Source organism: Porphyrobacter sp. MBR-49, assembly GCF_053628655.1.
Window position 1 is genome coordinate 181,549 of the sequence record NZ_JBRJGU010000006.1, and the last position, 25,387, is coordinate 206,935.

The 25,387-nt window shown below is 62.3% G+C and carries 29 protein-coding genes and 1 tRNA gene; 8 read left to right on the plus strand and 22 right to left on the minus strand.

What is annotated here, in order from left to right:
* On the minus strand, positions 1–948 hold the full coding sequence (locus tag ACSSV3_RS10220) for a DUF808 domain-containing protein (RefSeq protein ID WP_354324680.1): 948 nt from the start codon (positions 946–948) through the stop codon (positions 1–3).
* 211 nt (positions 949–1,159) lie between these two features.
* Between ACSSV3_RS10220 and rpsF the strand changes: the two genes are divergently transcribed.
* The 4 genes from rpsF to ACSSV3_RS10240 all read left to right on the plus strand — a co-directional run bounded on the left by rpsF (position 1,160) and on the right by ACSSV3_RS10240 (position 3,959).
* Positions 1,160–1,525, plus strand: coding sequence for a 30S ribosomal protein S6 (gene rpsF / locus ACSSV3_RS10225; RefSeq protein WP_354324678.1), 366 nt, complete (start codon positions 1,160–1,162; stop codon positions 1,523–1,525).
* Complete coding sequence (rpsR, locus tag ACSSV3_RS10230) at positions 1,525–1,749, plus strand: 30S ribosomal protein S18 (RefSeq protein ID WP_354324676.1); 225 nt, start codon at positions 1,525–1,527, stop codon at positions 1,747–1,749. The genes rpsF and rpsR overlap by 1 nt, the downstream gene beginning before the upstream one ends.
* Before the next feature lie 13 nt (positions 1,750–1,762).
* On the plus strand, positions 1,763–2,374 hold the full coding sequence (gene rplI / locus ACSSV3_RS10235) for a 50S ribosomal protein L9 (protein WP_354324674.1): 612 nt from the start codon (positions 1,763–1,765) through the stop codon (positions 2,372–2,374).
* A 148-nt stretch (positions 2,375–2,522) separates the two neighbouring features.
* Positions 2,523–3,959, plus strand: coding sequence for an AMP nucleosidase (locus ACSSV3_RS10240; protein ID WP_354324673.1), 1,437 nt, complete (start codon positions 2,523–2,525; stop codon positions 3,957–3,959).
* Between the two features lie 6 nt (positions 3,960–3,965).
* Here the strand turns inward: ACSSV3_RS10240 and ACSSV3_RS10245 are convergent, their stop codons facing one another.
* From ACSSV3_RS10245 to ACSSV3_RS10345, 21 genes are all read right to left on the minus strand, one after another.
* Entirely contained in the window at positions 3,966–4,361 is a 396-nt protein-coding gene (locus ACSSV3_RS10245) for a RidA family protein (RefSeq protein WP_354324671.1), read from the minus strand.
* A 36-nt stretch (positions 4,362–4,397) separates the two neighbouring features.
* Complete coding sequence (gene rimK, locus ACSSV3_RS10250) at positions 4,398–5,303, minus strand: 30S ribosomal protein S6--L-glutamate ligase (protein WP_354324670.1); 906 nt, start codon at positions 5,301–5,303, stop codon at positions 4,398–4,400.
* Between the two features lie 24 nt (positions 5,304–5,327).
* Positions 5,328–5,783, minus strand: a complete 456-nt coding sequence (locus ACSSV3_RS10255) for an ATP-dependent zinc protease family protein (RefSeq protein ID WP_354324669.1) — start codon at positions 5,781–5,783, stop codon at positions 5,328–5,330.
* Positions 5,780–6,841, minus strand: a complete 1,062-nt coding sequence (locus ACSSV3_RS10260; RefSeq protein WP_354324667.1) for a Vgb family protein — start codon at positions 6,839–6,841, stop codon at positions 5,780–5,782. Before ACSSV3_RS10260 ends, ACSSV3_RS10255 begins: the two co-directional genes overlap by 4 nt.
* Positions 6,799–8,670, minus strand: coding sequence for a M2 family metallopeptidase (locus ACSSV3_RS10265; RefSeq protein ID WP_354324666.1), 1,872 nt, complete (start codon positions 8,668–8,670; stop codon positions 6,799–6,801). Before ACSSV3_RS10265 ends, ACSSV3_RS10260 begins: the two co-directional genes overlap by 43 nt.
* A gap of 66 nt (positions 8,671–8,736) precedes the next feature.
* Entirely contained in the window at positions 8,737–9,498 is a 762-nt protein-coding gene (locus tag ACSSV3_RS10270) for an alpha/beta fold hydrolase (RefSeq protein ID WP_354324664.1), read from the minus strand.
* Positions 9,495–9,977: a GFA family protein gene (locus ACSSV3_RS10275; protein WP_454184799.1), complete on the minus strand. Its 483-nt coding sequence runs from the start codon at positions 9,975–9,977 to the stop codon at positions 9,495–9,497. The genes ACSSV3_RS10270 and ACSSV3_RS10275 overlap by 4 nt, the downstream gene beginning before the upstream one ends.
* Positions 9,941–10,588: a 2-hydroxychromene-2-carboxylate isomerase gene (locus tag ACSSV3_RS10280; RefSeq protein WP_354324660.1), complete on the minus strand. Its 648-nt coding sequence runs from the start codon at positions 10,586–10,588 to the stop codon at positions 9,941–9,943. Before ACSSV3_RS10280 ends, ACSSV3_RS10275 begins: the two co-directional genes overlap by 37 nt.
* Before the next feature lie 10 nt (positions 10,589–10,598).
* Complete coding sequence (locus ACSSV3_RS10285) at positions 10,599–11,165, minus strand: aspartate-semialdehyde dehydrogenase (protein WP_354324658.1); 567 nt, start codon at positions 11,163–11,165, stop codon at positions 10,599–10,601.
* A 3-nt stretch (positions 11,166–11,168) separates the two neighbouring features.
* A complete protein-coding gene (locus ACSSV3_RS10290) occupies positions 11,169–12,194 on the minus strand; it encodes an aspartate-semialdehyde dehydrogenase (protein WP_354324656.1) in 1,026 nt (341 codons plus the stop codon).
* Between the two features lie 144 nt (positions 12,195–12,338).
* Entirely contained in the window at positions 12,339–14,561 is a 2,223-nt protein-coding gene (locus ACSSV3_RS10295; RefSeq protein WP_354324655.1) for a S9 family peptidase, read from the minus strand.
* Between the two features lie 182 nt (positions 14,562–14,743).
* A complete protein-coding gene (gene rplS, locus ACSSV3_RS10300) occupies positions 14,744–15,112 on the minus strand; it encodes a 50S ribosomal protein L19 (protein ID WP_354324653.1) in 369 nt (122 codons plus the stop codon).
* Entirely contained in the window at positions 15,109–15,987 is an 879-nt protein-coding gene (gene trmD, locus ACSSV3_RS10305) for a tRNA (guanosine(37)-N1)-methyltransferase TrmD (RefSeq protein WP_354324651.1), read from the minus strand. Before trmD ends, rplS begins: the two co-directional genes overlap by 4 nt.
* Complete coding sequence (locus ACSSV3_RS10310; RefSeq protein WP_354324650.1) at positions 15,988–16,293, minus strand: hypothetical protein; 306 nt, start codon at positions 16,291–16,293, stop codon at positions 15,988–15,990. It abuts the gene before it with no gap.
* Positions 16,294–16,426: 133 nt separating this feature from the next.
* Entirely contained in the window at positions 16,427–17,176 is a 750-nt protein-coding gene (locus ACSSV3_RS10315; RefSeq protein ID WP_354324648.1) for a TIGR04222 domain-containing membrane protein, read from the minus strand.
* 172 nt (positions 17,177–17,348) lie between these two features.
* Complete coding sequence (rimM, locus tag ACSSV3_RS10320) at positions 17,349–17,852, minus strand: ribosome maturation factor RimM (RefSeq protein ID WP_354324647.1); 504 nt, start codon at positions 17,850–17,852, stop codon at positions 17,349–17,351.
* Positions 17,853–17,974: 122 nt separating this feature from the next.
* Positions 17,975–18,601 (minus strand): 30S ribosomal protein S16, encoded by a 627-nt coding sequence (gene rpsP / locus ACSSV3_RS10325; protein WP_454184800.1) that lies wholly within the window; start codon positions 18,599–18,601, stop codon positions 17,975–17,977.
* A 48-nt stretch (positions 18,602–18,649) separates the two neighbouring features.
* Positions 18,650–20,095 carry a signal recognition particle protein gene (gene ffh / locus ACSSV3_RS10330; RefSeq protein ID WP_354324645.1) on the minus strand — a complete coding sequence of 482 codons (1,446 nt, stop codon included), beginning with the start codon at positions 20,093–20,095 and terminating at the stop codon, positions 18,650–18,652.
* Entirely contained in the window at positions 20,088–20,243 is a 156-nt protein-coding gene (locus ACSSV3_RS10335; RefSeq protein WP_354324644.1) for a hypothetical protein, read from the minus strand. Before ACSSV3_RS10335 ends, ffh begins: the two co-directional genes overlap by 8 nt.
* A gap of 120 nt (positions 20,244–20,363) precedes the next feature.
* Positions 20,364–20,439 (minus strand) — tRNA-Ala (locus ACSSV3_RS10340).
* A gap of 87 nt (positions 20,440–20,526) precedes the next feature.
* Positions 20,527–20,847: a TIGR02300 family protein gene (locus ACSSV3_RS10345; RefSeq protein WP_354324643.1), complete on the minus strand. Its 321-nt coding sequence runs from the start codon at positions 20,845–20,847 to the stop codon at positions 20,527–20,529.
* A 172-nt stretch (positions 20,848–21,019) separates the two neighbouring features.
* On the opposite strand from ACSSV3_RS10345, the gene aroA reads away from it, so the two are divergent.
* From aroA to rpsA, 4 genes are all read left to right on the plus strand, one after another.
* Complete coding sequence (gene aroA, locus ACSSV3_RS10350; RefSeq protein WP_354324641.1) at positions 21,020–22,339, plus strand: 3-phosphoshikimate 1-carboxyvinyltransferase; 1,320 nt, start codon at positions 21,020–21,022, stop codon at positions 22,337–22,339.
* Positions 22,336–22,605, plus strand: coding sequence for a CBU_0592 family membrane protein (locus ACSSV3_RS10355; RefSeq protein ID WP_354324639.1), 270 nt, complete (start codon positions 22,336–22,338; stop codon positions 22,603–22,605). The genes aroA and ACSSV3_RS10355 overlap by 4 nt, the downstream gene beginning before the upstream one ends.
* Positions 22,602–23,228 carry a (d)CMP kinase gene (locus ACSSV3_RS10360; protein WP_354324637.1) on the plus strand — a complete coding sequence of 209 codons (627 nt, stop codon included), beginning with the start codon at positions 22,602–22,604 and terminating at the stop codon, positions 23,226–23,228. The genes ACSSV3_RS10355 and ACSSV3_RS10360 overlap by 4 nt, the downstream gene beginning before the upstream one ends.
* 396 nt (positions 23,229–23,624) lie before the next feature.
* Entirely contained in the window at positions 23,625–25,331 is a 1,707-nt protein-coding gene (gene rpsA / locus ACSSV3_RS10365) for a 30S ribosomal protein S1 (RefSeq protein ID WP_354324635.1), read from the plus strand.
* The last annotated feature ends 56 nt before the right edge of the window (positions 25,332–25,387 follow it).

The following is a 25,387-nucleotide window of genomic DNA, read 5'->3' on the forward strand; positions in this document are numbered from 1 at the left end:
CTAATGCCCCTCACCAGCGCCGACACCCAGCACTTTGTGCAGGATAAAGGCAATCGCTGCGCCCAACACCAGCCCGATCGCCGCCGACAGCGCGGCATAGGTCAGCCAGCCTGCCACCCCGCCCAGCGCCCCGGCAGCAGCGGCCACAGCGCCCTCTGCCCCGTGGATAATGTCATAAATCGCATGGAAGCCCACTTCGTGGGTGCCGTGGACGATGATCCCGCCGCCAACCCACAACATCGCCGCCGTGCCCACCACCGACAGCGTGGTCAGCAGCCGGGGCACGAACCGCAGCAGGAAATGGCCGATGGACTGCTTCCAGCCATCCACCTGTCTGGTCAGGTGCAAGCCGATGTCGTCGATCTTCACGATCACCGCCACAGCGCCGTAAACCGCGACGGTCACGACGATGGCGACAAGCGCCAATGCCAGCCCGCGTTCCCACCACACGTCAAGGTCAATCGCCGCGAGCGTGATTGCCATGATTTCCGCCGACAGGATGAAATCGGTGCGGATCGCGCCGCCCACCCGCTCGTTTTCGAACGCCACCGGATCGGTGATTTCGTCCTCAAGCGTTACCCCGTGTTTGGCCTGCCCCAGCTTTTCCAGCACTTTTTCAGCGCCTTCGTAACACAGGAACGCCCCGCCGATCATCAACAGCCAGATGATCGCTCCCGACAGAAACTCCGACAGGATCAACGCGCCCGGCAGCAGGAACAACAGCTTGTTTTTCAGGCTGCCCTTGGTGATTTTCCAGATGATCGGCAATTCACGCGCCGGTGAAAGCCCGGTGACGTAACCCGGCGTGACCGCCGCATCATCGATGACAACGCCTGCGGTCTTGGTGCCAGCCTTGCCCGCAGCAACGCCGATATCGTCAATTGAGGCCGATGCCGCCTTGGCGATCACCGAAATATCATCCAGCAGCGCAACCAGTCCTGTAGGCACGTTCCATCCCCCTCAACGCGAATCGCGTTATCCAAACCCTGCGCCTGCCCGTCCGCTTCATCGCCGACAAGTCTTGCAATCACCAACGAAAGCTGTAAGGGGCCGCGCTTCGCATGGGAACCGCCCAGCGATGTATCGAAGAAAGCCGGAGGGGCCCCGTTCAGTCGGAACGGATCAGCCAGCGATCGGCAGGGAAGTGAAAGGACGCGAGATGGCTCTTTACGAGCACGTCTTTCTCGCACGTCAGGATCTGAGCCAGGCTCAGGTTGACGCGCTGGCAGCGCAAGCTACCGAAATCATCGAAGCCAACAGCGGCAAGGTCACCAAGACCGAAACCTGGGGCCTCAAATCGCTCGCCTACAAGATCGAGCGTAACCGCAAGGCGCATTTCGTGTTGCTCAACATCGATGCCCCCGGCTCGGTGGTTGCAGAGCTTGAACGCCAGACCCGTATCAACGAAGACATCATCCGCTACATGACCATCCGCGTGGACACCCACGAGGAAGGCCCCTCGGTAATGATGCGCAAGAACGACCGCGAGCGTAAGCGCCGCGAAACCCGTGAGGAGCGCGACTGATGGCCCGCCCGTTTTTCCGCCGCCGCAAATCCTGCCCGTTCGCGGCCAAGGATGCCCCCCAGATCGATTACAAGGACGTGCGCCTGTTGCAGGGCTTCATGTCCGAACGTGGCAAGATCGTGCCATCGCGCATCACCGCCGTTTCCGCCAAGAAGCAGCGCGAGCTCGCCCAGGCGATCAAGCGCGCGCGCCAGATCGGGCTGCTGCCCTTCATCGTGAAGTAAGAGGAGAAAGAACATGGATATCATTCTCCTCGAACGGATCGAGAAGCTTGGGTCGATTGGCGACGTTGTCAGCGTGAAGGACGGCTACGCCCGCAACTTCCTGCTCCCGCAGAAAAAAGCGCTGCGTGCCAACGACGCCAACCGCAAGGTGTTCGAAGCCAACCGTGATCGGCTTGAAACCGAAAACGCCGAACGTCGCGCCGGTGCTGAAAAGCAGGGTGAAGCCGTGGCAGGCGCAGAAGTGGTGCTGATCCGCGCCGCATCGAATGCGGGCCAGCTGTATGGCTCGGTCAGCGTGCGCGACATCGTTGCCGGCCTTGCCGATCAGGGTCACACCGTTGACAAGCGCATGGTCATCCTTGGCGCGCCGATCAAGAATATCGGTATGCACAATGTCACCATTGCCCTTCACCCCGAAGTGCGCGTGACGGTGAAGGCCAATGTTGCGCGGTCGGACGACGAAGCCAAGCTGCAGAGCGAAGGCGTGGACGTTCTGGCGCAGATGTTCGAAGACGAACAGCGCGAGATCGAAGAACAGGCCGATGCCACCCGCATCGACACCAGCCTCGAACCGGGTGAAATCCCCGCCGAATTGCTGGAAGAACGTGACGGCGACGACGCCTGATTGCTGGCGGCCTCAAGGCCACCACACATCACGCCACACATAACAAGGGCGCGGGGATCGGATCGATCCTCGCGCCCTTTTTGTAAACGGGGTTGGCCCGCGTCCAGCCTGACTTTGAACTTTCCCTTCAAGGAGCTATGCTGCTGCCATGATCGATATTCCCAGCATTCTCGCCCAGCTGCAGCAGCATTATGACCAATCCGTGCGCACCTTGCGCGACGATGTGATCGCCTTTGGCCGGGCAGGCACGATTCCGCCGCAGCGCAAGCGTGAGGATGGCAGCTATTCCTATCCGCAGATCACCTTGCGCTATGCCGGAATTGGCGCCCCGGTTGATCGCAGCCGGGCGTTTGGGCGGCTGGAAATGCCGGGCACCTACGCGACCACCATCACCCGGCCCGATCTGTTCGCCGGATACCTCACCGAACAGCTGCAACTGATCGCCAGCGAATACGAAATCGAAGTTTCGGTGGGCCGTTCGCGGCAGGAAATCCCGTTCCCCTACGTGCTTGATGGAGAGGCGGGTGCGGCGATGGTCGGCATTTCCGCGCAGGACATTGCGAAACACTTTCCCTCGACCGATCTTGCGCTGATCGGCGATGAGCTTGCCGACGGGATCGAGCTTGACGACGCGCGCGACATGCCGCTGTCGCTGTTCGATGGCCTGCGGACAGATTACTCGCTCGCACGGCTCAAGCACTATACCGGCAGCGAAGTCAGCGATTTTCAGGACTTTATCCTGTTCACCAACTATCACCGCTATGTCGATGAATTCGTGAACTGGGGCGCGCAGCAGATCGGCACGGATGGCTATGTCGCGCTGACCGGGGCAGCCGGGCTCGATATCCGCGAACCCGCTGCGAACGCGCAGGATCAACTCAACGACACCGCGTGGCGCCGCCACCAGATGCCCGCCTATCACCTGATCCGTGAGGATGGGCGCGGGATTACGCTGGTCAATATCGGCGTCGGCCCATCCAACGCCAAGACGATCTGCGATCACCTCGCGGTGCTGCGTCCGCATGCGTGGCTGATGATCGGCCACTGCGGGGGCTTGCGCTCCACCCAGAAGATCGGCGATTTCGTGCTCGCCCACGCCTATTTGCGCGATGATCACGTGCTCGATTCGGTGTTGCCACCCGAAATCCCGATCCCGCCGATTGCCGAAGTGCAACAGGCCTTGGCCGGGGCGGCAGAGGCGGTTTCTGGCACGCAGGGGGCCAATCTCAAACAACGGCTGCGCACCGGCACGGTGGTGACGACCGATGATCGCAACTGGGAATTGCTCTATTCCAGCAGCGCCAAACGTTTTTCGCAAAGCCGCGCGATCGCCATCGAAATGGAAAGCGCCACCATCGCCGCGCAGGGTTATCGCTTCCGGGTGCCCTACGGCACGCTGCTATGCGTCAGCGACAAGCCGCTGCATGGCGAAATCAAGCTGCCGGGGCAGGCCAACCAGTTCTACGAAGAAGCCATCGCCGCGCACCTGCAAATGGGCATCGTGGCGTGCAAACGCCTGCGCGACGAAGGCGACCGGCTGCATTCACGCAAATTGCGGGCGTTTAACGAGCCGCCGTTTCGGTGAGTATGGTCAGGCGACCGCCGTTGCCTCCAACTCGATCATAATCGCGGGGTCATACAACCGCGCCACTCCTAATAGAGTGCAGGCAATCTGCGCACCTGCCTCTATGTGCAACGCAGTCGTCTGCTCCGCAGTCGCCATGAAGGCATCAACATCGGTGGTGTAGATATTCATCCGCACAAGATTGGCCGGAGTCATACCCGCCGCGTCAAGCGCATCCACGAGGCAGGCCCACGCTGCCTTGTATTGCGCCACGATATCGCCCGGATGCAGCGCCGCGCCGTCCGCGTCCGAAGCGGTCTGCCCGGAGAAATAGACCGTGCGGCTGGCCCCGCTGACCTCTACCGCATGGTTCAACCCAAAGTGCTGAAGCCACGGCGTCGGATTGTGAGTTTTGATCTGCATTTTTCTGTCCCCTCCCTGTCAAATATCATGCCAGACCTAACCCGTCCCCTTGGTCTTGGTCTGCCCATCCTTGGCATTGGCCGCGATGAAATCCACAATCATCCCGGCGATATCCTTGCCGGTCGCGCTTTCGATGCCTTCCAGACCGGGCGACGAGTTCACCTCCATGATCACCGGGCCGTGATTGCTGCGCAGCATATCGACCCCGCACACGTTCAGTCCCATCCGCTTGGCCGCGCGCACTGCGGTTGAGCGTTCTTCGGGGGTGATCTTGATCACATCCGCGCTGCCGCCGCGGTGGAGGTTTGAGCGGAAATCATCGGGCGCGCCGGTGCGCTTCATCGCGGCGACCACCTTGCCCCCCACCACCAGCGCGCGGATATCGGTGCCGCCCGCTTCCTTGATGAATTCCTGCACCAGAATGTTGACGTTGGCCCCGCGAAACGCCTCGATCACCGATTTGGCGCTGCTCATCGTTTCGGCCAGCACCACGCCGATGCCTTGGGTGCCTTCGATCAGCTTGATCACCACCGGCGGGCCTTTGACCGCGCGAATGATCTCCTCTGCCTGCTTGGGGTCGTTCGCATAGGCCGTCAGCGGCAGGCCCAGCCCATGCTTGGCGAGAATCTGCAAAGACCGCAGCTTGTCGCGGCTGCGGCCAATCGCGACGCTTTCGTTCAAAGACCAGCTTCCGCGCATTTCAAACTGCCGCAGAATCGCGAGGCCATAATTGGTGATTGATGCCCCGATGCGCGGGATCACCGCGTCATAGGCCTCAACCGGCGCGCCATTATAGAACACCTGCGGCCGGTGGCTGGCGATGTGCACGGTGCAGCGCAGCGTGTTGAGAATGTCGAGCGTATGACCGCGCGCCTCCGCCGCCTCTTTCAGGCGCCGGTGCGAATAAAGATTGGCATTGCGCGCCAGCATCGCGATTTTCATGGGATACCTTTCAGTTCCGGCATTCTACCGGACGTTGCGCCCCTTATCCCCAATTGCCGGTGATTGCAGCCACGAATGTCCGCTATCAACCACCATCCTTCGTCTTAGTGCGGTGCGCCCGATCAGCATCGGGAATTGCATCTGGGAACGATCCGCCAGGCTGATTTCCGCCCGGAAGGTGAGATTACCGATGGTCAGCGGCGTCTTGATGACAAACCGTTCCTGCCGATCGCCATTGGAACTGGTGATGCCGCGAATATCGACGTGCACCGCCTCGCATTGGTGGCGCACGCCGCCCCAATCGACCGCGAACCGGACGAAGCGTTCGCCGTCACGCGAAAAATCGTCGAGCACGATGGCCTGCAACGACGAAGTGCGCGCGCCGGTATCGATCTTGGCCGGAATATCGTTCAGCCCAAGTTCGGGCAGGCTGACAAGTTCGCGCCAACCCACCACCGGCAATGTGCGAAGGCCGTTCAAGGCAGGATCGCCATCCCGTCTCCGCCTTCGCCAACCTTGAGGCGGCGCAGCACCATGCCGCTGGCGTAATCAACCTCGGCCACGGTATCGCTGGCGGTTTCAGCAACGTAGATGCGCTCCCCGTCAGCCGACCACAGGATCGTCACCTGAAACCGCGCCTGCGCTCCCTCAGCGCCGGCAACGGCGATGGTGCGGATCACTGTGGCACTGGCGGTGTCGATCACGCTGAGGCTGCCATCCTGCAGATCAGAGGTGATCGCCACATCGCCCTGCGGCCTTACCGCAATGCGCAGCGGGAACCGCCCGGTCGCCGCCGTCTCGCGCACTTCCATCGTCACCGGGTCAAGCGCGAAAGCCTGATTAGAACCGCGCGCGGATACCCATAGCGTGCTGCCATCGGGCGAAAGCGCGATGCCCTCGGGCTGTTCGCCCACCGCCACCGACAACGGCGCGCGACGGGTCAGCAGATCAACCCGCGTGACGGTGCGCGAGCCAAGATCAGTCGTCCATGCAATGCGCGCATCGGGCGACACGGCGAGCATATGGCTGCCGTCTTTCCCGGTGCCGAATTCAAACAACTCGCGTGCATCGTCCAAGGGATTGCGAATCCAGAATAGTGATCGCCGCCCCTCAGCCGTCACATAGAGATCGCCGTTATCGTGCCAGACGATCCCGTGCGGGCGGGCATTGTCACCCAGTTCGATGCTGACCGCAGGTTCAAGACTGCCGGTGTCGAATATGTCCACGCTCGTCCCGCCATAACAGGCGAGCGCGACGTGGCGGCCATCGGGCGAGGTCGCGAGTTCGTGCGGGTTGGTGCAGCTGGGCAGGCGCAACACTTCCTTGCCGGTGGCCAGGTCGACCTTTGACAGGGTGTTGCCGCGCTTGGCCGCGACAAACAGCGTGGGCGGCATTTCCCCCGCCGCCGCCGCTGTCTGCGCAACCTCGGCCATCGGCGCGCAGGCGGTCACCGCCAGCAGCGCGCCCGCCGCGATGATGCCGCCCCCGCTACGCATCACCAGCCCGCCTTCTCGCCCTTGTTCTGTTCTTCCAGCCATTTCATCAGCGGGGCAAAATATTCGACCATCGCGGTGCCGTTCATCTGCCGTTCGCCAGTGAAGGCTTCGAGCGCATCGGGCCACGGCTTGGACGCGCCCATTTCGAGCATCGCGTTCAGCTTCGCGCCGACATCCTTGTTGCCATAGAACGAACAGCGGTGCAGCGGCCCTTCCCATCCGGCGGTATCGCAGGCGGCCTTGTAGAACTGGAACTGCAACAACCGCGCGAGGAAATAGCGGGTGTAGGATACGTTGCCGGGAATGTGATATTTCGCGCCCGCATCGAACCCGTCGGCGCTGCGCTCAACCGGGGGGACAACGCCCTGATATTCAGCGCGCAGGTCGTTCCAGCCGGTGTTGGTCGCGGTTTCGGGGATGCTGCCATCGAACAGCCCCCAGCGATAACGATCCAGCAGCAGGCCAAACGGCAGGAAAGCCACCTTGTCCATCGCCTGACGCAGCAACAGCCCGATATCCTTGTCGGCGCTGGGCACCTGATCGGGTTTCAGCATATCGATCTGCACAAGATATTCGGGCGTGATCGACAGCGCGATCATATCGCCGATCGCTTCATGGAAGCCATCATTCGCGCCGTCCATATGCAGCAGATCCTGCTGGTTATAGGCGCGCTGGTAGTAATTATGGCCAAGCTCGTGGTGGATGGTGGTGAAGTCGTCGGCGTTCTGTTTGATGCACATCTTGATGCGCAGATCATCGACATTGTCGATGTTCCAGGCCGAGGCGTGGCACACCACTTCGCGGTCAGCCGGCTTGGTGAATTGGCTGCGTTCCCAGAAGGTTGCAGGCAGCGGCTCGAAACCCAACGAGGAGAAGAACTGCTCGCCCACCTTGGTCATGCCAACCGCGTCAAGGTTCTTCTGCGCGATCAGATCGGTCAGGTCATAGCCGATATCGCCTGCGCCTTCGGGGGCGACCAGCGGATAGATATTGCCCCATTCCTGCGCCCACATATTGCCGAGCAGATCGGCGCGGATCGGGCCGGTGCGCGGCTGCACTGCGTCGCCATACTTGTCGTTCAACTTCGCGCGAACATAGGTGTGGAGCGCGATATAGAGCGGTTTGACCTCCTGCCACATCCGCTCGGTTTCGGCAGCGAATTGATCCGGGCTCATGTCATAGCCCGAACGCCACATCGCGCCCAGATCGGCAAAACCAAGCTCCTTTGCGCCTTCATTGGCGATGCCGATCATGCGGGTGTAATCTTCGCGCATCGGCGCGCCGACATTGTCGTGCCAGCTCGCCCACATTTCCTGCAGCTCTTCGGGCGACCGTTCGAGATTGCCCATCTCGGCCTCGATATCCGATCCGTTGATCGGTTCGCCGTTCAACGTCCCCTTGCCGCGCCCATAGGCAGACCCCAGTCGGGTGGCGATATCGTTCATTTCCTCAGCCGCGCCGGGGGTGCCAGGCGCGGGCATGGAAATGCCGTTGCGCAGCATATCCAGCTTGCGCGCGGTTTCATCGTCCAGCCCGGCGACCTGCGCATAGCGTGCGGCCTCGTTGGCGTAGGCGACCCGCTTCAAGGTCAGCTGCGCGCCATATTTGGCCGCCATCACATCGCTGTCATGGTTGATATAGGTCGCGTTGAGCCACGAGATATGCCCATATTCTTTCGAAAACGCAGCAAGGTCCGCCTCAACTGCGGCGATCCACGCCTGCGCGCCTGCGGGCGTAAGCGGATATTGTGCACTTGTTTGTTCGGCAGTGTCCGGCGTTGCTTGCGCGGCGAGCGGCGTGGCAGCGGCAATCGCAAGTGCGGCAGCAGCGCCCTTGAGCATCGGGCGCAGCAGCGGGGTAGAAAGTTTCATGGCAGGGGTTCCCATAAGTCGATTCAATGACAATGGGACGCGGTGTGGACTGCCACGCCGCCTGAATCAAGCCATCAGAAAGCGCACAATCCCCTCACCCAGTTCAGGCTTGGTCGCCGAATCGAGGTGCCCGCCGGGGATTTCGGCATAGGTCGCGTTGGCCAGCAGCGCGGCGAGATCCTGCGAAGAGCCATTATCCTCATCCCGATCGCCGCTAATCACCAGCGCGGGGCAGGTGATGTTGGCAAGAGTGGCAAGGTCAAGATCCTCAAACGCGCCCAGCAACAGCCGCGCCGCCGTCCGGTCAACGCCTTGGGATTTGAGGAACTGGCGCGATAACCACGCCGGATCATCACGGGTGATGGTGTCGAATTCGTCGATCACGCGGGTAAAGAACCCCGCGCGCCGTTTCCAGTCGGCCAGGCCCGATACACCCATCCCGGCGATTACCAGACGGCGCGGGGCGAACACGCCAGTGGCGCAGCCATGCACCGCCGTGCGCGCGCCCAGCGAAAAGCCGCCGAGGTCATATTCACCCTCACCCAGCCCCAGATGATCGATCAGCGCGGCTATATCGCGCACCAGCACTTGGCGTGGGTAGGCAGCCGGATCGTGCGGGGCATCGCTATCGCCGTGCACCCGGAAATCGGGCATGATCACCCGAAACCCAGCCGCTGCCAGCCGCGCATCGTGGCCCCACTTGATCCAGTTCATCTGTGCGGAGGAAAACAGCCCGTGCAACAGGATGACAGGCCGGCCCTCGCCCGCCGTGTGGACGGCGATGCGGGTGCCGTCGAAGGAGGCGAAGTGATCACTACGGATGTTCATGCCAGCCCCACAAACTGCACCCATTCCTGCGCGCTACGCGGCTGTTCGTCCATAACCTCTGCGCCTTCCGGCAAACCAATCCAAGGCTGCTTACTCTTGACCCAAACGTGCGCAGCCGGAACGAAGGACGCGCTATTGTCGAGTGTTCCACATCTCAGGCTTGCCATTCCTTCCCGAGAATCGTTCGTCGCGTAGATCCGCGCCTTGCACTTCGCACAACCAAAGATACGCGAATGCGCGCCGCTTGGTTGGCGATATTCGCCCGTGTCGAGTTCGCCAGTAATTTCTAGGTCGGAGAGCGTAAACAACATGTGTTCGGAAAACGCGCTACCCGTGCGGCTCTGACAATCGGTGCAATGGCAAGCATAGGGATTGAGGCGCACACCGGGATTGAGTTTGTAACGCACAGCGCCGCATAGGCACCCTCCCAGCAATTCGCCCTTCATCGCCGCGCCAACCCCTGCTGCTCCATCCGCCATTTGACCATGTCGATCCGGTCCTGCCCGAAAAACGGTTCGCCTTCGAACACCAGTGTCGGCACGCCCCAATGGCCCGCTGCTTCCAGCGCGGCCTGATTGGCGGCGATTTCTGTGTCGAGCGCATCCGGCTCAGCCGCGACCTCGGCTTCGAGCTTCGCCCAGTCCAGCCCGGCGCGCGCGGCTGCATCGGCAAGGTGCGAACCCTCGTGCCAATCCACCGCCCCGCCCCAGATCAGCTGCGCGGCCTCATGCGCGAACACCAGCCCCTTGCCCTGCCGCGCGGCGGCCTGCGCAAGACGGGTGATCCGGCGGATATAGGGTTGTTCGGCGGCAATCTTGCGGGTCGCCATGTCCTGAACAATCGGATCGGGGCGCGGCGGGCCGAAGGGAATGCCATGGAACTGCGCCACACGAAACATATCGCGCATTGTGTAGCCCAGCCAGTTCGGGTGGTTGCGCTCAAAGAAATCGGGCTGACGCAGCGCCAGCGGATAGACCGGGCGCAGCGCAATTTCGAGGTCATATTCCTCGGTCATCGCGCGATACCGCCCGACCGACAGATAGGAATAGGGCGAGCGGAAGCTGAAATAAAGTTCGGCGTTCAATGTCATGCGTGTGACCTCACCGGAAAAAACATTGCGTGCCTGCATACAGCATCGCCACCGCATCGACTTCAATAAAGCCACCGATCCGATCCCCGAGCGCAAATTCTTCGCCAAGGGTGCTGTCAGCGACCGGCGCGAACCCCGGCGCGGCCTGCGCCGCGCTGCGCGGGCTGCCCAATTGCACATTGCCTGCCACACGGACGGTTCCGCTCGCCGGGGCATCGCCATCCTGCGCGCCGTGCCAGTTCCAGCCGACCAATCGGCCTTGCTGGAAATGCGCGGTCAACCCGCCGGCAAAATCGGTAAAGGTGATCGGCCCCGCGCCGCATTCGTCGTTGGAACCGGTGCGCAATGGCGCGCCCAGCGCCCGCGCGAGCGCGGCCTCAACCTCGGCCTGACCGGCAGCGAAAAAGAACGCCTCCGGCCCAGCGGCCAGCCCTTCGGAACGCAGTTCGACGACATTGGCGGGCACAGCCTGCACCGCCACGTCGCCCTGCTGCCGTTCAGCCGGGCTCGGCACATCGCCGCTGTCACAGCCAGCAAGGGCGAGCACGCCAGCAAGGGTAACAACAGCAAGCCGCATCGTTTACGCCTTCTTCAAATGCCGCCGTCCTAGCAGTTCCGCAATCTGCACCGCGTTGAGCGCAGCGCCCTTGCGCAGGTTGTCGGACACGCACCACAGGGTGATGCCGTTTTCGACCGTCGGGTCTTCGCGCACGCGGCTGATGAAGGTCGCGGCGTCGCCGACGCATTCGACCGGGGTGATATAGCCGCCGTCCTCGCGCTTATCGATCAGCATCACGCCGGGGGCTTCGCGCAGGATATCCATGGCTTGCTCAGCGCTGATCTCGTTTTCGAACTCGATATTCACCGCTTCGGAATGGCCGACGAACACCGGCACCCGCACGCAGGTGGCGCTGAGTTTGATCTTGGGGTCGAGGATCTTCTTGGTTTCGACCATCATCTTCCATTCTTCCTTGGTCGAACCATCATCAAGGAAACTGTCGATGTGCGGGATCACGTTGAAGGCGATCTGCTTGGTGAACTTGGAAGGCTCCACCGGATCACCGACAAAGATCGCGCGGCTCTGCTGGAACAGTTCGTCCATGCCCGCCTTGCCCGCGCCGGACACCGATTGGTAGGTCGAGACAACCACCCGCTTGATCGTGGCGAAATCGTGCAGCGGCTTCAATGCCACCACCAGCTGCGCAGTCGAACAGTTGGGGTTGGCGATGATATTGCGCGCGGTGTAGCCATCGATCGCGTCGGGGTTCACTTCGGGCACGATCAGCGGCACGTCCGGGTCCATGCGGTAAAGCGAGGAATTGTCGATCACGATGCAGCCCGCAGCCGCCGCCTTGGGCGCATATTCCTGCGCCGGGCCGGAACCTGCAGCGAACAGCGCGATGTCCCATCCGGCCCAGTCGAAATGCTCGATATTCTTGCATTTGAGCATCTTGCCGGTGTCACCGAATTCGACTTCGCTGCCGACCGAACGACTCGATGCGACGGCTGCCACCTCGTCGCACGGAAACGCGCGCTCGGCGAGCACCTGCATCATTTCGCGCCCAACATTGCCGGTCGCGCCGACCACTGCCACCCGGTAACCCATCTCGACTCCTGACCATCATTTCCGCCAGCCCGTCACCCTGAACTTGTTTCAGGGTCTATCCAGCCGCACACACCGAGGCTCTATGGTGCGGGATGGATGCTGAAACAAGTTCAGCATGACGAATAGCTATGTTTTGCCTCGCACCTATTCCGGCGGCGTCACCCCGTGGCTTTCCAGAAAGCGGAAAATACTGTTCCAGACGTGCGGCCCGACCTTCTCTCCCGACACGCGGTGGGTGTAGCCGGGATAGAGCATCATTTCGAACGGCACGTTGTTTTCCTGCAGCACGCCGATGAGTTCCGACGAGTTTTCAAACACCACATTGTCATCCGCCATGCCGTGGATCAGCAGCAACGGATCGCTGATTTTCGTGGCATCGGGAATGGCGCTGGCCTTTTCGTAAGCCTCTGGCACCTCACGCGGATCACCCATGTAGCGTTCGGTATAGTGGGTGTCGTAAAGTTCCCACCGCGTCACCGGCGCGCCCGCGATGCCCGCCGCATACAGGCCGGGGTCAGCCTGCAACTGTTTCAGCGTCATATAACCGCCATACGACCAGCCGTAGATCGCGATCTTGGCCGGATCGACGAAATCGAGGCCTTTCAGAAACTCCGCCCCCGCCTTCTGGTCGCGCACTTCGACCCCGCCCATCGCGCGGTAGATCGGCTGTTCAAAGTCCACGCCGCGATTGGCCGATCCGCGATTGTCGAGCACGAAGTAGATATAGCCCTTGTCGACAATCGCCTGTGCCAGCGCCCCGCCCCAGCCTTTCGTCACCATCTGCGGCCCCGGCCCGCCGTAATGGCTGAAGAACACCGGATAGCGCTTACCCGGCTCCATCTTGGGTTTGATCATCATCCAGTGCAGCGGGGTTCCATCCTCAGCGGCAATCGTGCCGTATTCGGGGGTGGTGCGCCCGGCGAGGAAGGGCGCATAGGGATGTGTCCCCGCAACCGCGTTCTCCTCGATCCAGGCGACGCGCTTGCCGTCTGGCGTCACCAGATAGGACTGCGGCGGTTGATCGGGCTTCGACCGCGTGATGTAGAGCATTCGCGCTGCCCCATCCATGCCTGCCGCATTGGTGAAGGCGGGGTCGGTGAGCAGTTCGGTTTCGCCCGTTCCATCCAGCCGCGCGCGATAAATCTGTTGGGTGAGGACGCCCGCCGTCGCCTGATAGGTGAAGGTTCCCGCCGCCTGATCAACCCCGACCAGCGCGGTGGTGGGCGATGTGCCGCGCGTCAACTGCGCCCACTGCCCATCGGCATAGCGATAGAAATGCCCATAGCCGCTGCGCTCGGACCACCACAGCAGGCTGCCGTCCTTGAGGAAGCGGTAATTGTCCGACAGGTTCACCCAGTAATCGGGGCGCGCGGCTTTTTCGGTGAACAGCACCATGCTCGCGCCGGTCGCCGGGTCAACCCGCAGCACATCGATCCGCGTCTGAGCGCGATCCTGCCGCTGGACATAAATCGCGCTGCCATCGGGCGCCCAATCGACGCGGGCGACGTAAATATCGAGATCGAGGCCGAGATCGACCTTCACCTGACCGCCCCCATCCGGGTTCATCACGAACAGTTCAACCACGGCATTATCGGTGCCCGCCGCCGGGTAGCGTTGATCGAACACCTTGGTGCCCTTCGCCCCGATCGCCGCACGGGTGACGATACCGACGCTGGCTTCATCGGTGCGCTGAACCACGATGCGGCTGTCATCGGGCGACCACCAGTAACCCGCCAGCCGCGCCATTTCTTCCTGCGCAACGAATTCGGCTTCGCCCCAGCGGATGGTGTCGCCTTCCTGCGGGGTGATCGGCACAGCCTCACCGCCCACCGGGCCGACCCACAATCGCCGGTCGCGCACGAAACTGACTAAACCGCCCCGGCTCGACAATTTGGGGTTGAGTTCGGTGCCCTCGGTATCAGTCAACTGGGTGACGGTGCCATCCAGCCTAGCGAGAAACAAATCTCCGTCCAATGGCACCAGCACGCCAGAACCGTCGCTGGCCCACTGATAGTTGATGATCCCTTTCAGACTGCCAACCCGCGCGCGTTCACGCTGCATCTTTTCGTCTTCGGACAATTCGCGGCCGCTGCCCAAGCCTTGCGAATCGACCAGCATCCGCCATTCGCGGGTTTGGATGTCAAAGCCCCACAGATCGTAGCGGTCGCGATCATCGGCGCGGTTGCGCAGCAGGGTGAGGAAGCGGCCATCGGGCGACAGCTTCACCTGACGCGGCGCAGGGCCATCAAGGCCGGGGCTGGCGAACAGGCGTTCGAAGGTGAGAGTGGGGGTGTCAGTGGTCATCGCGTCCTCCGCGAACGCAGGGAAACTGAGCAAAACCGCAGCAGCAGCCAGTATCGAACGCATCCAAAGCTCACCTCGTCATTGCGAGCCGCCCGAAGGCGGCGCGGCAATCCAGTGGCGGACGTCGCCGCGCTGGATTGCTTCGTCGCTGTGCTCCTCGCAATGACGAGCGCGAATGGCAAGGGTCACAAAGCAAAAGGGCGGCACCTTGCGGCACCGCCCCGAAATTTGCTGGCTGGAAAGCCTTACGCCTTGGGCGTGTTGTCGCGCCGTTCAACGATACGCGCGCTCTTGCCGGTGCGGCCGCGCAGGTAATAGAGCTTCGCACGGCGCACCACGCCGCGGCGCACCACGGTGATGCTTTCAACGATCGGCGAATAGAGCGGGAAAACGCGCTCCACGCCTTCGCCAAAGCTCATCTTGCGCACGGTGAAGTTTGAACCCATGCCGCGGTTCGAACGGGCGATCACGACGCCTTCGTAGTTCTGAACACGCTCACGGTTGCCTTCCTTCACCTTCACGCCAACGCGAACGGTGTCGCCTGCGCGGAAAGTCGGGATGTCCTTGCCGGACTTGGCGATTTCTTCGGCTTCAATCTGCTGGATCAGGTTCATGGCCTGCGTTCCTTGTCTTTTCGCTGCGCGCCAGAGGCAGGCTGGACCCGAGCGCCCTCATGGCGCTCCCACAAGTCCGGCCTGCGTGACCGTGTGTCTTCCTCGCTACGCAGCTTGCGCCAAGCAGCGATTTTCGCATGATCCCCCGATCGCAGCACTTCGGGGATCGTGCGCCCTTCCCATTCCTGAGGTCGGGTGTAGTGCGGGTATTCGAGCAGGCTTTGTTCAAAGCTCTCCTCATCCCCGCTGGAAGCCGCGCCCATTACGCCGGGAAGCAGCCGAATGCAAGCGTCAAGGATGGTAAGCGCAGCCATCTCGCCGCCGGACAGGACGATGTCGGCAAGGCTGACCTGTTCGATCTCCGGGCGGGCGTCGAACAGGCGTTCGTCAAAGCCTTCAAACCGCCCGCACAGGATGATGACGCCGGGGCCGCTGGCGAGTTCGCGGATGCGGGCTTGGGTGATCGGTTTGCCGCGCGGAGTCATGGCGAGGATGGGGCGCAGATCCTCCCCGGAACGGGGAGGGGGACCATTCAAGGCCTTGGCCGCAGAATGGTGGAGGGGACTCTCGACCGGGCGCGGCGCCTGAGGCGACTCCCCTCCGTCAGCCGCCTGCGGCGTCTGCCACCTCCCCGTTCCGGGGAGGATGGCATGGTCCAAAGCCCGCGCCAGCACATCGCACTTGAGCACCATCCCCGCCCCGCCGCCTGCGGGCGTATCATCGACGGTGCGGTGCTTGTCGGTGGCAAAGTCGCGGATTTGCACCGTTTCGCAGGCCCACTTGGCCTCGGCCAGCGCACGGCCCGCGATAGAATGCCCAAGCGGCCCCGGAAACATCTCGGGATAGAGCGTGAGGATGGTGGCGGCGAAGGTCATTTAGTCGAAGACCGAATAATCCGGTTGGGCCGGTTTGCGTCTCGTCATTACCAGCGCGAGCGGGAAAGCTACAGCCGACAAGATTGCCGTGGCCACAGCGACCCCAACAATCGAAACAATTTCCGCACCCTCATCGATAAGCGCAGCATACGCTGGGATAGTGATCAAGACACCGAGTGTGGCCGCCGCATAGAGCGCCCGGCGGGCGGGCGAGCTTCGCTTAAAAGCAAAATTCGCGATAAATCCAAACAGCAACGCCAACCCTGCAAAGACGGCGAATCCCATAAACCACGAAATCAGTACCATGCTACACCCTCGCCCGCCTGCACAATTACGCGCACATCGGGGGCAAATTGACCGATATTGAGCTGAACTCTGTTCATCCCCGCCGCTTACGCGCAGCGCTTAGCTACCGCAACCGCCGCCGCCGTAACTGCAGCTACGCCTTGCTGGCCTTGTGGCGCAGCGCATGAACGGGTTCCCACGGGGTGCCGACCAGCACTCCGGTGCCGAACAGCGCCACGGCCATCGCCGCCTCACCGGCTGGCGGCGCGCTGCGCAGGTGCGGCGCATTGGCGCGCAAGTCCTTCACCGCCTCGATCCCGGCGGCGGTGCGCCGGTCGAACCTGACCCAGCGGAACACTGCCAGTGCCACCGTCAACACCAGAAGCGCCGCAAGATACTCGGTCGGCTCGCTCAGGGTGCTTCCGGCGCGCAGACGGTAAATGCCGAACGCGAGTAACGCGCCGAAGGGGGCAATCGAAAGCCAGCGCAGGCGATTGAGCTGATCGGGCCGCATCATCATCCCCTGACGTCGCAGCCGGGCCGCCACCCGGATGGCGTGAGCGGCAAGAAGATCCTCGGCCTCAGATCGGCTGAAAGGTTCGCGCAGCCCAAGCAGCGCCCGCCCCGCAGGGCTTGCGGGCAGGCCCGGATCGGTGACGCCAAGTGTGCCCTTGCCGGAATCCTTCAGCCCGCCGCGCGCGTAAAGATCGGCGATCACCGAATCGGTATGGGTGGCGCGCCCTCCTGCCAGCATGGCGAGGTCTTCGGCATCAGGCGATTCGCCGCGACGCCCGGCGGCGCGCAGATGCGCCGGGATCCAACATGCCGCACACGTGCACAACACCAGCAGCATGATATAAAACAGCAGGAAATCGCTGCCCGTCCAGGACGAGAACAGCTGCATTCTATTAACCTTCCTGCGAGCCAACCCGTTACGAAAACGAGAAAGCCCGGCGCCAGCGCGACCCGGCGTGGAAGGAAGATACCATCAGACAGGTTAATAGGCACCTGATATGGGCTGCTGTGCAGTTGGGCGGCAATGCGGTGCCACAAAGCGCCGTTTGTGCCGGCAGCGCCTATTCCTCGGCGTAAGCGTGAGCGATCACCAGCCGTTCTGCATCCCATGCAATCACCGCTGCCGGGATCATCGGCACCATGAAGGTCTTTGGCCCCTTTTCAGGCGCCGGTTCGCGGGTGATTTCGATGATGTCGGTCGCGCCGAAATTTTCGATCGCGAGCACGCGGCCAACTGCCTCGCCCGTGTCAGTCACAACCGGCAGGCCAAGCAGGTCAGCGTGGTAAAATTCGCCCTCAGCCAGCGGCGGCAGCGCCTCGCGCGGCACGGTCAGCGCGGTGCCGCGCAAACGTTCGGCATCGGCGCGGCTGCTGCATTCGGCAAAGCGCGCAACGCCGCCGCCCTTGCCGTCATCGCGGATTTTGAGCAGCGTCAGCGCGCCATCGTTGAAACTTTTGTGATGGGAGAGCGCAGACACGCCCTCCCCGAACAGCTTCAACCGCACTTCGCCCGCCACCCCATGCGCGCCCGCGATGGCGGCAAGGGTGATGGGTTTGCCGGTCATATCCCACCCCCGTTCGGGCTGAGCCGGTCAACGCCCTGCACTTCTTCCGGCAAACTTGCCGAGGAAAAATGCAGTTCTTCAACCGGCTCAGGACGAACGGAGTTTGGCATCAGCGATCAGCCTTAGGCCTGCTCTTCGCCAGCGGCTTCGTCCGCAACGGGAGTTTCCTCAGCGGCAGCAGCTTCTTCTGCTGCGGGCGCTTCTTCTGCGGCGGGCGCTTCTTCTGCGGCGGGCGCTTCTTCAGCGGCAGCGGCTTCTTCAACGGCAGCTTCTTCTGCAACCGGAGCTTCTTCAGCGGCGGGCGTTTCCTCGGCAGCCGGGGCTTCCTCAGCGGCGGGCGCTTCTTCAACGGCCGGCGCGGCAGCTGCAGCCTTGGCTTCTTCTTCTGCAGCGCGAGCGGCTTCTTCGGCCTCAACGATCTTGGCGGCCTTTTCTTCGGCGCGATCCTTGGCCTTTTCGCCCGGTTCACCCTTCTTCGGGTTCACGCGCGCTGCGCGCTCCTTGATACCGGCGGCGTCAAGGAAACGCGCCACACGGTCGGTCGGCTGCGCACCAACGCCAAGCCAGTAACGCGCGCGATCTTCGATCAGCTTCACCCGTTCCGGGCTGTCCTTGGCCAGCAGCGGGTTATAGGTGCCGATCTGTTCAAGATACTTGCCGTCGCGCGGACTGCGGCTGTTAGCAGCCACGATGCGATAATAGGGGCGCTTCTTGGAACCGCCGCGTGAAAGCCGGATGGAAATCGACATGGAATTTTACCTTTCGAATTGAATTGATGAAAAACGTTGAAATCAAACTTATTTCTTATTGCGCGGTGGGCCGCCAAGACCGGGCAAACCGCCCCCGGAACCCATTCCGCCAAAACCACCGGGGCCGCCAAGGCCGGGCATCCCGCCAGCACCGCCGCCGCCGAACATTGACGCGAGGCCTTTAAGCCCGCCCAATTTCTTGATCTGTTTCATGGCGCGGGCCATTTCCTGATGCATCTTCAGCACCTTGTTGACCGTCTGCACATCGGTGCCACTGCCCGCCGCAACCCGCTTTTTACGCTTGGCATTCATCAGATCGGGATTGGCGCGTTCCTTGGCGGTCATCGATCCGATGATCGCTTCCATATGGATCAGCACCTTGTCGTCCATGCCCGAATTGGCCATCGCGGCCTTGGCCTTCTTCATGCCCGGCATCATGCCAGCGAGCATCCCCAGCCCGCCCATCGACCGCATCTGCTTAAGCTGCATCGCGAGATCGCTGAGGTCGAACTTGCCCTTTTCGATATTGCGGGCGAGCTTTTCGGCGTCTTCTTCCTTGATCGTCGCGGCGGCGCGTTCGACCAGGCTGACAACGTCGCCCATGCCAAGGATGCGATCAGCCACGCTGGCGGGGCGGAACGGTTCAATTGCGTCGAGTTTCTCACCCGTCCCGGCAAACTTGATCGGCTTGCCCGTCACCGCGCGCATCGAAAGCGCCGCGCCGCCGCGTGCATCGCCGTCCATCCGGGTCAGCACCACGCCGGTCAGCGGCACTTCGCCGCTGAAGCTCTGCGCGACGTTGACCGCGTCCTGACCGGTAAGCGAATCGACCACCAACAGCACTTCGGTGGGGGCTGAAACGCTGGCGACGGCCTTCATTTCGGCCATCAGCGCATCATCAACGTGCAACCGGCCCGCGGTATCGAGCAGCAGCACGTCAAAATTCTGGAGCCGCGCAGATTCCATCGCGCGGCGCGCAATATCGACCGGCTGCTGGCCCGCGACGATCGGCAGGGTGGCAACCTCAACCTGTCCGCCCAGCACCGCCAGCTGTTCCTGCGCCGCCGGACGATTGACGTCGAGCGAGGCCATCAGCGCTTTCTTGCCGTGGCGTTCGCGGATCAACTTGGCGAGTTTCGCGGTCGTGGTGGTCTTGCCCGAGCCTTGCAGGCCGACCATCATGATCACCACTGGCGGCTTGGCGTCGAGGTTCAGCCCTTCGGTTTCCGCCCCGCCCAGCGTTGCGATCAATTCGTCATGAACGATCTTGATCACCTGCTGACCCGGCGTGACCGAGCGCAGCACGTCCTGACCCACGGCCTTTTCAGTGACCGCATCGATGAAACGGCGGGCAACCGGCAATGCAACGTCAGCTTCGAGCAGCGCGATCCGCACTTCGCGCATGGCATCGCGCACGTCCTGCTCACGCAGCGCGCCGCGGCCTTTCAGCTTGTCAAATACGCCGCCTAAACGGTCGGACAGCGTGTCAAACATAACGATGCACTCCGCCGACTGAGGCCGCTTTTCTGTGATCGGCGCGTTTGCGAACCGGAAAAGCGGTTCCCACTTTTCCTGCAAACACGCCACGGCCTTTCAGCTTGTCAAATACGCCGCCTAAACGGTCGGACAGCGTGTCAAACATCGCCAGCAACTCCTTGCGAACGCAGCAGCATCCGCATCATGCGAAAAACGCCGGCGGACGAAACCTCGTCGGCCAGCGTTGCGGACTTCACCATCGAAGCACCGACTTTGTCTGAATGACTGGTGGAGCCTAGCGGGATCGAACCGCTGACCTCAACACTGCCAGTGTTGCGCTCTCCCAGCTGAGCTAAGGCCCCGAACCAGTCATCATGCGAACCCGGCTTTGCGCCCAGTTCGCGGGAGGCGGCCATTATAAGGGCCGCCCGCCGTTTGCAAGAGAGAAATCAGGATTCGTGCTCGTCGTCGTCCCCGGTGGTGGCAACACCCAGATCATCGTCACCGCCAAGATCAACGTCATTGTCGGGCGAATCGCCGTCCTCGTCGAGATCCTCAAGTTCGTCGTCGCCGCCAAGATCGGCGTCAGCTTCGACGTCTTTCTTCTTTTCTTCCTCGAACGGAATCGGCTGCTTGGATTTGAGCACGGGTTCGGGCGACCACGTCTCTCCACATTCGATACAAGTCACCGGGGCATCCTTGCCCAGATCGTAGAATCGTTCCCCGCACTTGGGGCAGGTACGCTTGGTACCCCATTCAGGCTTCGCCATTATCATTCCTCAAAACACGCCGACCCCAAGACAAGGGCGGGCAGAACGGCTGAAAAATCGTTGGTGGATTGATCAAGAAATTGGGTTCCGGCAAGCCCTTTATCAAGAGCGCGGCCAGTATGCGCGGCGCGCCTTGCCAGAAGCGCGGGGCGCTGTCAAAGACCGCCGCCATATGACCAGCCATACCTTTGCGCCCTCAGCCCCGCTTACGGGCACTATCCGCGTTCCCGGCGACAAGTCGATCAGCCACCGCGCGTTGATGTTTGCCGGGCTAGCTGTGGGTGAGAGCCGGATCACAGGCCTGCTCGAAGGCGAGGACGTGCTCGCCACGGCGGCGGCGATGCGGCAGTTCGGCGCGCAGGTGGAACGCACGGTGGACGGCGTGTGGACAGTCCACGGAGCGGGCGTGGGCAGTTTGCTCGAACCCAAGGCCGCGCTCGACATGGGCAATTCGGGCACGTCGACCCGGCTGTTGATGGGGCTGGTTGCCAGCCACGCGATCACCGCGACCTTTGTCGGCGATGCCAGCCTTTCGGGCCGCCCGATGAACCGTGTTATCGCCCCGCTGGCGCAGATGGGCGCTTCGATTGAGGCTTCGGCGGGCGGTACCCTCCCGCTGATGCTGCGCGGCGCGGCGCCTGCCGTGCCGATCACCTACCGCCTGCCGGTGGCGAGCGCGCAGGTCAAAAGCGCGGTGCTGCTGGCGGGCCTCAACACCCCCGGCATCACCCGCGTGATCGAACCGGTGCCAACCCGCGACCATACCGAGCGGATGCTGGCAGGCTTCGGCGCGCGGCTCGAAGTGGGCGAGGACAGCGGCGAACGTGTTATCAGCATTCACGGCGAAGCAGAGTTGAGGCCGATGGACGTGACCGTTCCCGGCGATCCCTCCTCCGCGGCGTTCTTCATGGTCGCGGCGAGCATCGTGCCGGGCAGCGATCTGACGATCCTGAATGTCGGCATGAACCCGACCCGCGCCGGATTGCTGGCAGTGCTGCGCCAGATGGGCGCGGATATCGAGGAACTGAACCCCCGCGAAGTCGGCGGCGAGCCGGTTGCCGATCTGCGCGTGCGGCATTCGCTGCTGACCGGCATCGACGTCGATCCCGGACTCGCACCCAGCATGATCGATGAATTTCCGGTGCTGTTCGTCGCCGCAGCACTGGCAAACGGCACCACCCGCACCACCGGACTGGTCGAACTGCGGGTCAAGGAGAGCGACCGGCTCGCCACCATGGCCGCCGCGCTGACGCTGGCTGGCGCGCGCGTGGAGGAGCACGCAGACGGCCTTACCATCCACGGCACCGGCGGCGAGATGTTGCGCGGCACGCCCAGCGGTGCGAGCGTCGCCACGCGGCTCGATCACCGCATTGCCATGAGCATGGCTGTGGCGGGCCTTTTCTCAAGGGATGGCGTCGAAGTGGACGACACCCGTCCTATAGCGACCAGCTTCCCGACATTCGAAACAATGCTTGCCGAAAGGACTTCATGACCGATTACATCACCCCCTTGGCCGCCGATCTGATCGGCTTTGCTGGCAGTTTCTGCATCGTCGCCGCCTATGCCTACAGCAATGTGGTGAAGGCCATGAACATGGTGCTTTTCAATCTGGTCAATTTCATCGGCGCGGCGCTGCTGACCGTTTCGCTAATGGTCAATTTCAACCTGCCAACCCTGGTTCTGGAAATCGTGTGGATGGGCATCGCATTGTTTGGTCTGACACGGGCATTGCAGGGTCGACGGAAAAACCCGGCATGATCATTGCCGTCGACGGCCCCACCGCATCGGGTAAGGGCACCATTGCCAAGGCGTTGGCCGATCATTTCGGGCTGCCGCATCTGGATACCGGGCTCCTCTATCGCGCAGTGGGACGGCAGGTGGCGCTGAACGGCGGCGATCCTGATGATCCCGCCGATGCGCTGGCCGCCTGCGTCTTTTCCGATGCGCTGCTGGACGATGATACCCTACGCTCGGAAGAAGTTGGCGGCCTCGCCAGCCGCGTGTCGGTGCATCCGGCTGTTCGCCAAGCGCTGTATGAACGCCAGCGCGCGTTTGCCACCCAGCCCGGCGGCGCGGTGCTGGACGGGCGCGATATCGGTACCGTGATTGCACCTGATGCCGACGTGAAGCTGTTCGTCACCGCCAGCGTCGCGGAACGCGCGCGCCGCCGCTGGCTTGAACTGCAAGGAAGAGGGATCGATGCAGCGCTTGCCGCAGTCGAGCGCGATATTGCCGCCCGTGACGCCCGCGACATGGGCCGCAACGATGCTCCTTTGCTCGCCGCGCCTGATGCGCTGGTGATCGATACCACCCACCTTGGCCGCGATCAGGCGATTAATGTGGTGGTCGACGCCGTTTGCACGCGTTTGGGTGCGTCCTGAAAGGGGCTTTCCTACGCGCCGCCGATGCAGGAAAGTCCTGGCAGGGCACGTCCGCCCATCTTCGTCGCGATGCAGCTTGTCCCGACCCCATGCGGCGGCCAGCGATATTTTTGCGTTCTGAACAGTGTAACATGTGTCTCCTACATATCGGACTGCGAAGCCCGCATCCGGGCGGGATCGGGGGAAAATCCTTGCATTTCGCGCCGCTCTCGCCTAGGCGCGCGTCCGTTCTCGCAATCCTTACGGTTGAAGGACCTTCGCGTTTTCGCATTCGGCGACGCGGAGAACTCGGCCTCTTGCCCTGCCAGCCCCCGCAATGGTGCGTGGGAAGCAGTTTAAGACCCCGGAAAAACCGGTGGCCGGTAGCACAACGAATAAACAGGACTGACCTGACTTATGGCAACCCAAATGCCCACCCGCGCCGATTTCGAGGCGATGCTTAACGAACAACTCGGCGGTGCCGGCGAAGACGGTTTTGAAGGCCGCGTCGTCATGGGCACTGTCACCGCGATCGAAAACGGCTTTGCCGTGATCGACGTTGGCCTCAAGAGCGAAGGCCGCATTTCACTCAAGGAATTTTCACGCGGCGATGACGACCACGGCCTGACCGTTGGCGGCGAAGTCGAAGTGTTCGTCGACCGCGTCGAGAACGCTGACGGCGAAGCGATGCTGAGCCGTGACCGCGCCCGCCGCGAAGCCGCGTGGGACAAGCTGGAAAGCGAATTCGGCGAAGGCAAGCGCGTCGAAGGCCGCATCTTTGGCCGGGTCAAGGGCGGCTTCACCGTCGATCTTGATGGCGCAGTGGCGTTCCTGCCCGGCAGCCAGGTCGATATCCGCCCGGTGCGCGACGTGCAGCCGCTGATGGACATGCCGCAGCCGTTCCAGATCCTCAAAATGGATCGCCGCCGCGGCAATATCGTCGTATCGCGCCGTGCCGTGCTCGAAGAAACCCGCGCCGAACAGCGCAGCGAATTGATCAACGACCTCGTCGAAGGCCAGATCATCGACGGCGTGGTCAAGAACATCACCGATTACGGTGCGTTCGTTGATCTGGGCGGCATCGATGGCCTGCTGCACGTCACCGACATGAGCTACAAGCGCGTCAATCACCCCAGCGAAGTCATCAATATCGGTGACACCGTGAAGGTGCAGATCGTGCGCATCAACGCCGATACCCAACGCATCAGCCTCGGCATGAAGCAGCTCGAAAGCGATCCGTGGGATGGCGTGGCCGCCAAGTATCCGGTTGGCGCGAAGCTGACGGGCCAAGTGACCAACATCACCGAATACGGCGCCTTCGTCGAAATCGAAGCTGGCATCGAAGGCCTTGTCCACGTTTCGGAAATGAGCTGGACGAAAAAGAACGTTCACCCCGGCAAGATCGTTTCGACCTCGCAGGAAGTCGAAGTCATGGTGCTCGAAGTCGATAGCGACAAGCGCCGGATCAGCCTCGGCCTCAAGCAGGCCCAGCGCAATCCGTGGGACGAATTTGCCGAAAAGAACCCCGTTGGCGCGGTGGTCGAAGGCGAAGTCAAGAACGCGACCGAATTCGGCCTGTTCGTCGGCCTCGATGGCGACGTCGATGGCATGGTTCACATGTCGGACATCGCATGGGGCATTTCGGGCGAGGATGCGCTGGCGCTTCACCGCAAGGGCGAAATGGTCAAGGCCGTGGTGCTCGATGTCGATGTCGACAAGGAACGCATCAGCCTCGGCATGAAGCAGCTTGAAAAGGGTGCGCCGACTGCCGAAGGCGCCTCCACCGCAGGTGCGCTGCGCAAGAACCAGACCGTTACCGTCACTGTGCTCGAAGTGCGCGACGGCGGGCTGGAAGTGCAGGTTGGCGAAGACGGTGCGACCGGCTTCATCAAGCGCGCCGATCTTGGCCGTGACCGTGACGAACAGCGTCCTGACCGTTTCCAGGTCGGCAGCAAGATCGATGCGATGGTGATTGGCTTCGACCGTTCGAAGAAGCCCAACTTCTCGATCAAGGCGCGTCAGATCGCCGAAGAAAAGGAAGCCGTGGCACAGTTCGGTTCTTCCGATTCGGGCGCATCGCTGGGCGATATCCTCGGCGCCGCGCTGAAGAAGAAGGAAGATTGAGGTTAGCGGTGCGCTCCTGCGCAAGCAGGAGCCGCCTTTAAGCCTGATCGAAAGGC

What these genes read in the sequence shown, in the direction of transcription:
- ACSSV3_RS10345 (WP_354324643.1), bottom strand. Translation starts at nt 20,847, where the DNA reads ATGGCGAAGCCTGAATGGGGTACCAAGCGTACCTGCCCCAAGTGCGGG.
- ffh (WP_354324645.1), bottom strand. Translation starts at nt 20,095, where the DNA reads ATGTTTGACACGCTGTCCGACCGTTTAGGCGGCGTATTTGACAAGCTG.
- rplI (WP_354324674.1), top strand. Translation starts at nt 1,763, where the DNA reads ATGGATATCATTCTCCTCGAACGGATCGAGAAGCTTGGGTCGATTGGC.
- rpsA (WP_354324635.1), top strand. Translation starts at nt 23,625, where the DNA reads ATGGCAACCCAAATGCCCACCCGCGCCGATTTCGAGGCGATGCTTAAC.
- ACSSV3_RS10245 (WP_354324671.1), bottom strand. Translation starts at nt 4,361, where the DNA reads ATGCAGATCAAAACTCACAATCCGACGCCGTGGCTTCAGCACTTTGGG.
- ACSSV3_RS10295 (WP_354324655.1), bottom strand. Translation starts at nt 14,561, where the DNA reads ATGCGTTCGATACTGGCTGCTGCTGCGGTTTTGCTCAGTTTCCCTGCG.
- ACSSV3_RS10360 (WP_354324637.1), top strand. Translation starts at nt 22,602, where the DNA reads ATGATCATTGCCGTCGACGGCCCCACCGCATCGGGTAAGGGCACCATT.
- ACSSV3_RS10275 (WP_454184799.1), bottom strand. Translation starts at nt 9,977, where the DNA reads ATGGCGGATGGAGCAGCAGGGGTTGGCGCGGCGATGAAGGGCGAATTG.
- rimK (WP_354324670.1), bottom strand. Translation starts at nt 5,303, where the DNA reads ATGAAAATCGCGATGCTGGCGCGCAATGCCAATCTTTATTCGCACCGG.
- aroA (WP_354324641.1), top strand. Translation starts at nt 21,020, where the DNA reads ATGACCAGCCATACCTTTGCGCCCTCAGCCCCGCTTACGGGCACTATC.
- rimM (WP_354324647.1), bottom strand. Translation starts at nt 17,852, where the DNA reads ATGACCGGCAAACCCATCACCCTTGCCGCCATCGCGGGCGCGCATGGG.
- ACSSV3_RS10310 (WP_354324650.1), bottom strand. Translation starts at nt 16,293, where the DNA reads ATGGTACTGATTTCGTGGTTTATGGGATTCGCCGTCTTTGCAGGGTTG.
- ACSSV3_RS10335 (WP_354324644.1), bottom strand. Translation starts at nt 20,243, where the DNA reads ATGTTTGACACGCTGTCCGACCGTTTAGGCGGCGTATTTGACAAGCTG.
- rpsP (WP_454184800.1), bottom strand. Translation starts at nt 18,601, where the DNA reads ATGTCGATTTCCATCCGGCTTTCACGCGGCGGTTCCAAGAAGCGCCCC.
- ACSSV3_RS10285 (WP_354324658.1), bottom strand. Translation starts at nt 11,165, where the DNA reads ATGCGGCTTGCTGTTGTTACCCTTGCTGGCGTGCTCGCCCTTGCTGGC.
- ACSSV3_RS10315 (WP_354324648.1), bottom strand. Translation starts at nt 17,176, where the DNA reads ATGCAGCTGTTCTCGTCCTGGACGGGCAGCGATTTCCTGCTGTTTTAT.
- rplS (WP_354324653.1), bottom strand. Translation starts at nt 15,112, where the DNA reads ATGAACCTGATCCAGCAGATTGAAGCCGAAGAAATCGCCAAGTCCGGC.
- trmD (WP_354324651.1), bottom strand. Translation starts at nt 15,987, where the DNA reads ATGACCTTCGCCGCCACCATCCTCACGCTCTATCCCGAGATGTTTCCG.
- ACSSV3_RS10240 (WP_354324673.1), top strand. Translation starts at nt 2,523, where the DNA reads ATGATCGATATTCCCAGCATTCTCGCCCAGCTGCAGCAGCATTATGAC.
- rpsF (WP_354324678.1), top strand. Translation starts at nt 1,160, where the DNA reads ATGGCTCTTTACGAGCACGTCTTTCTCGCACGTCAGGATCTGAGCCAG.
- ACSSV3_RS10265 (WP_354324666.1), bottom strand. Translation starts at nt 8,670, where the DNA reads ATGAAACTTTCTACCCCGCTGCTGCGCCCGATGCTCAAGGGCGCTGCT.
- ACSSV3_RS10270 (WP_354324664.1), bottom strand. Translation starts at nt 9,498, where the DNA reads ATGAACATCCGTAGTGATCACTTCGCCTCCTTCGACGGCACCCGCATC.
- ACSSV3_RS10290 (WP_354324656.1), bottom strand. Translation starts at nt 12,194, where the DNA reads ATGGGTTACCGGGTGGCAGTGGTCGGCGCGACCGGCAATGTTGGGCGC.
- ACSSV3_RS10280 (WP_354324660.1), bottom strand. Translation starts at nt 10,588, where the DNA reads ATGACATTGAACGCCGAACTTTATTTCAGCTTCCGCTCGCCCTATTCC.
- ACSSV3_RS10355 (WP_354324639.1), top strand. Translation starts at nt 22,336, where the DNA reads ATGACCGATTACATCACCCCCTTGGCCGCCGATCTGATCGGCTTTGCT.
- rpsR (WP_354324676.1), top strand. Translation starts at nt 1,525, where the DNA reads ATGGCCCGCCCGTTTTTCCGCCGCCGCAAATCCTGCCCGTTCGCGGCC.
- ACSSV3_RS10260 (WP_354324667.1), bottom strand. Translation starts at nt 6,841, where the DNA reads ATGGCTGGAAGAACAGAACAAGGGCGAGAAGGCGGGCTGGTGATGCGT.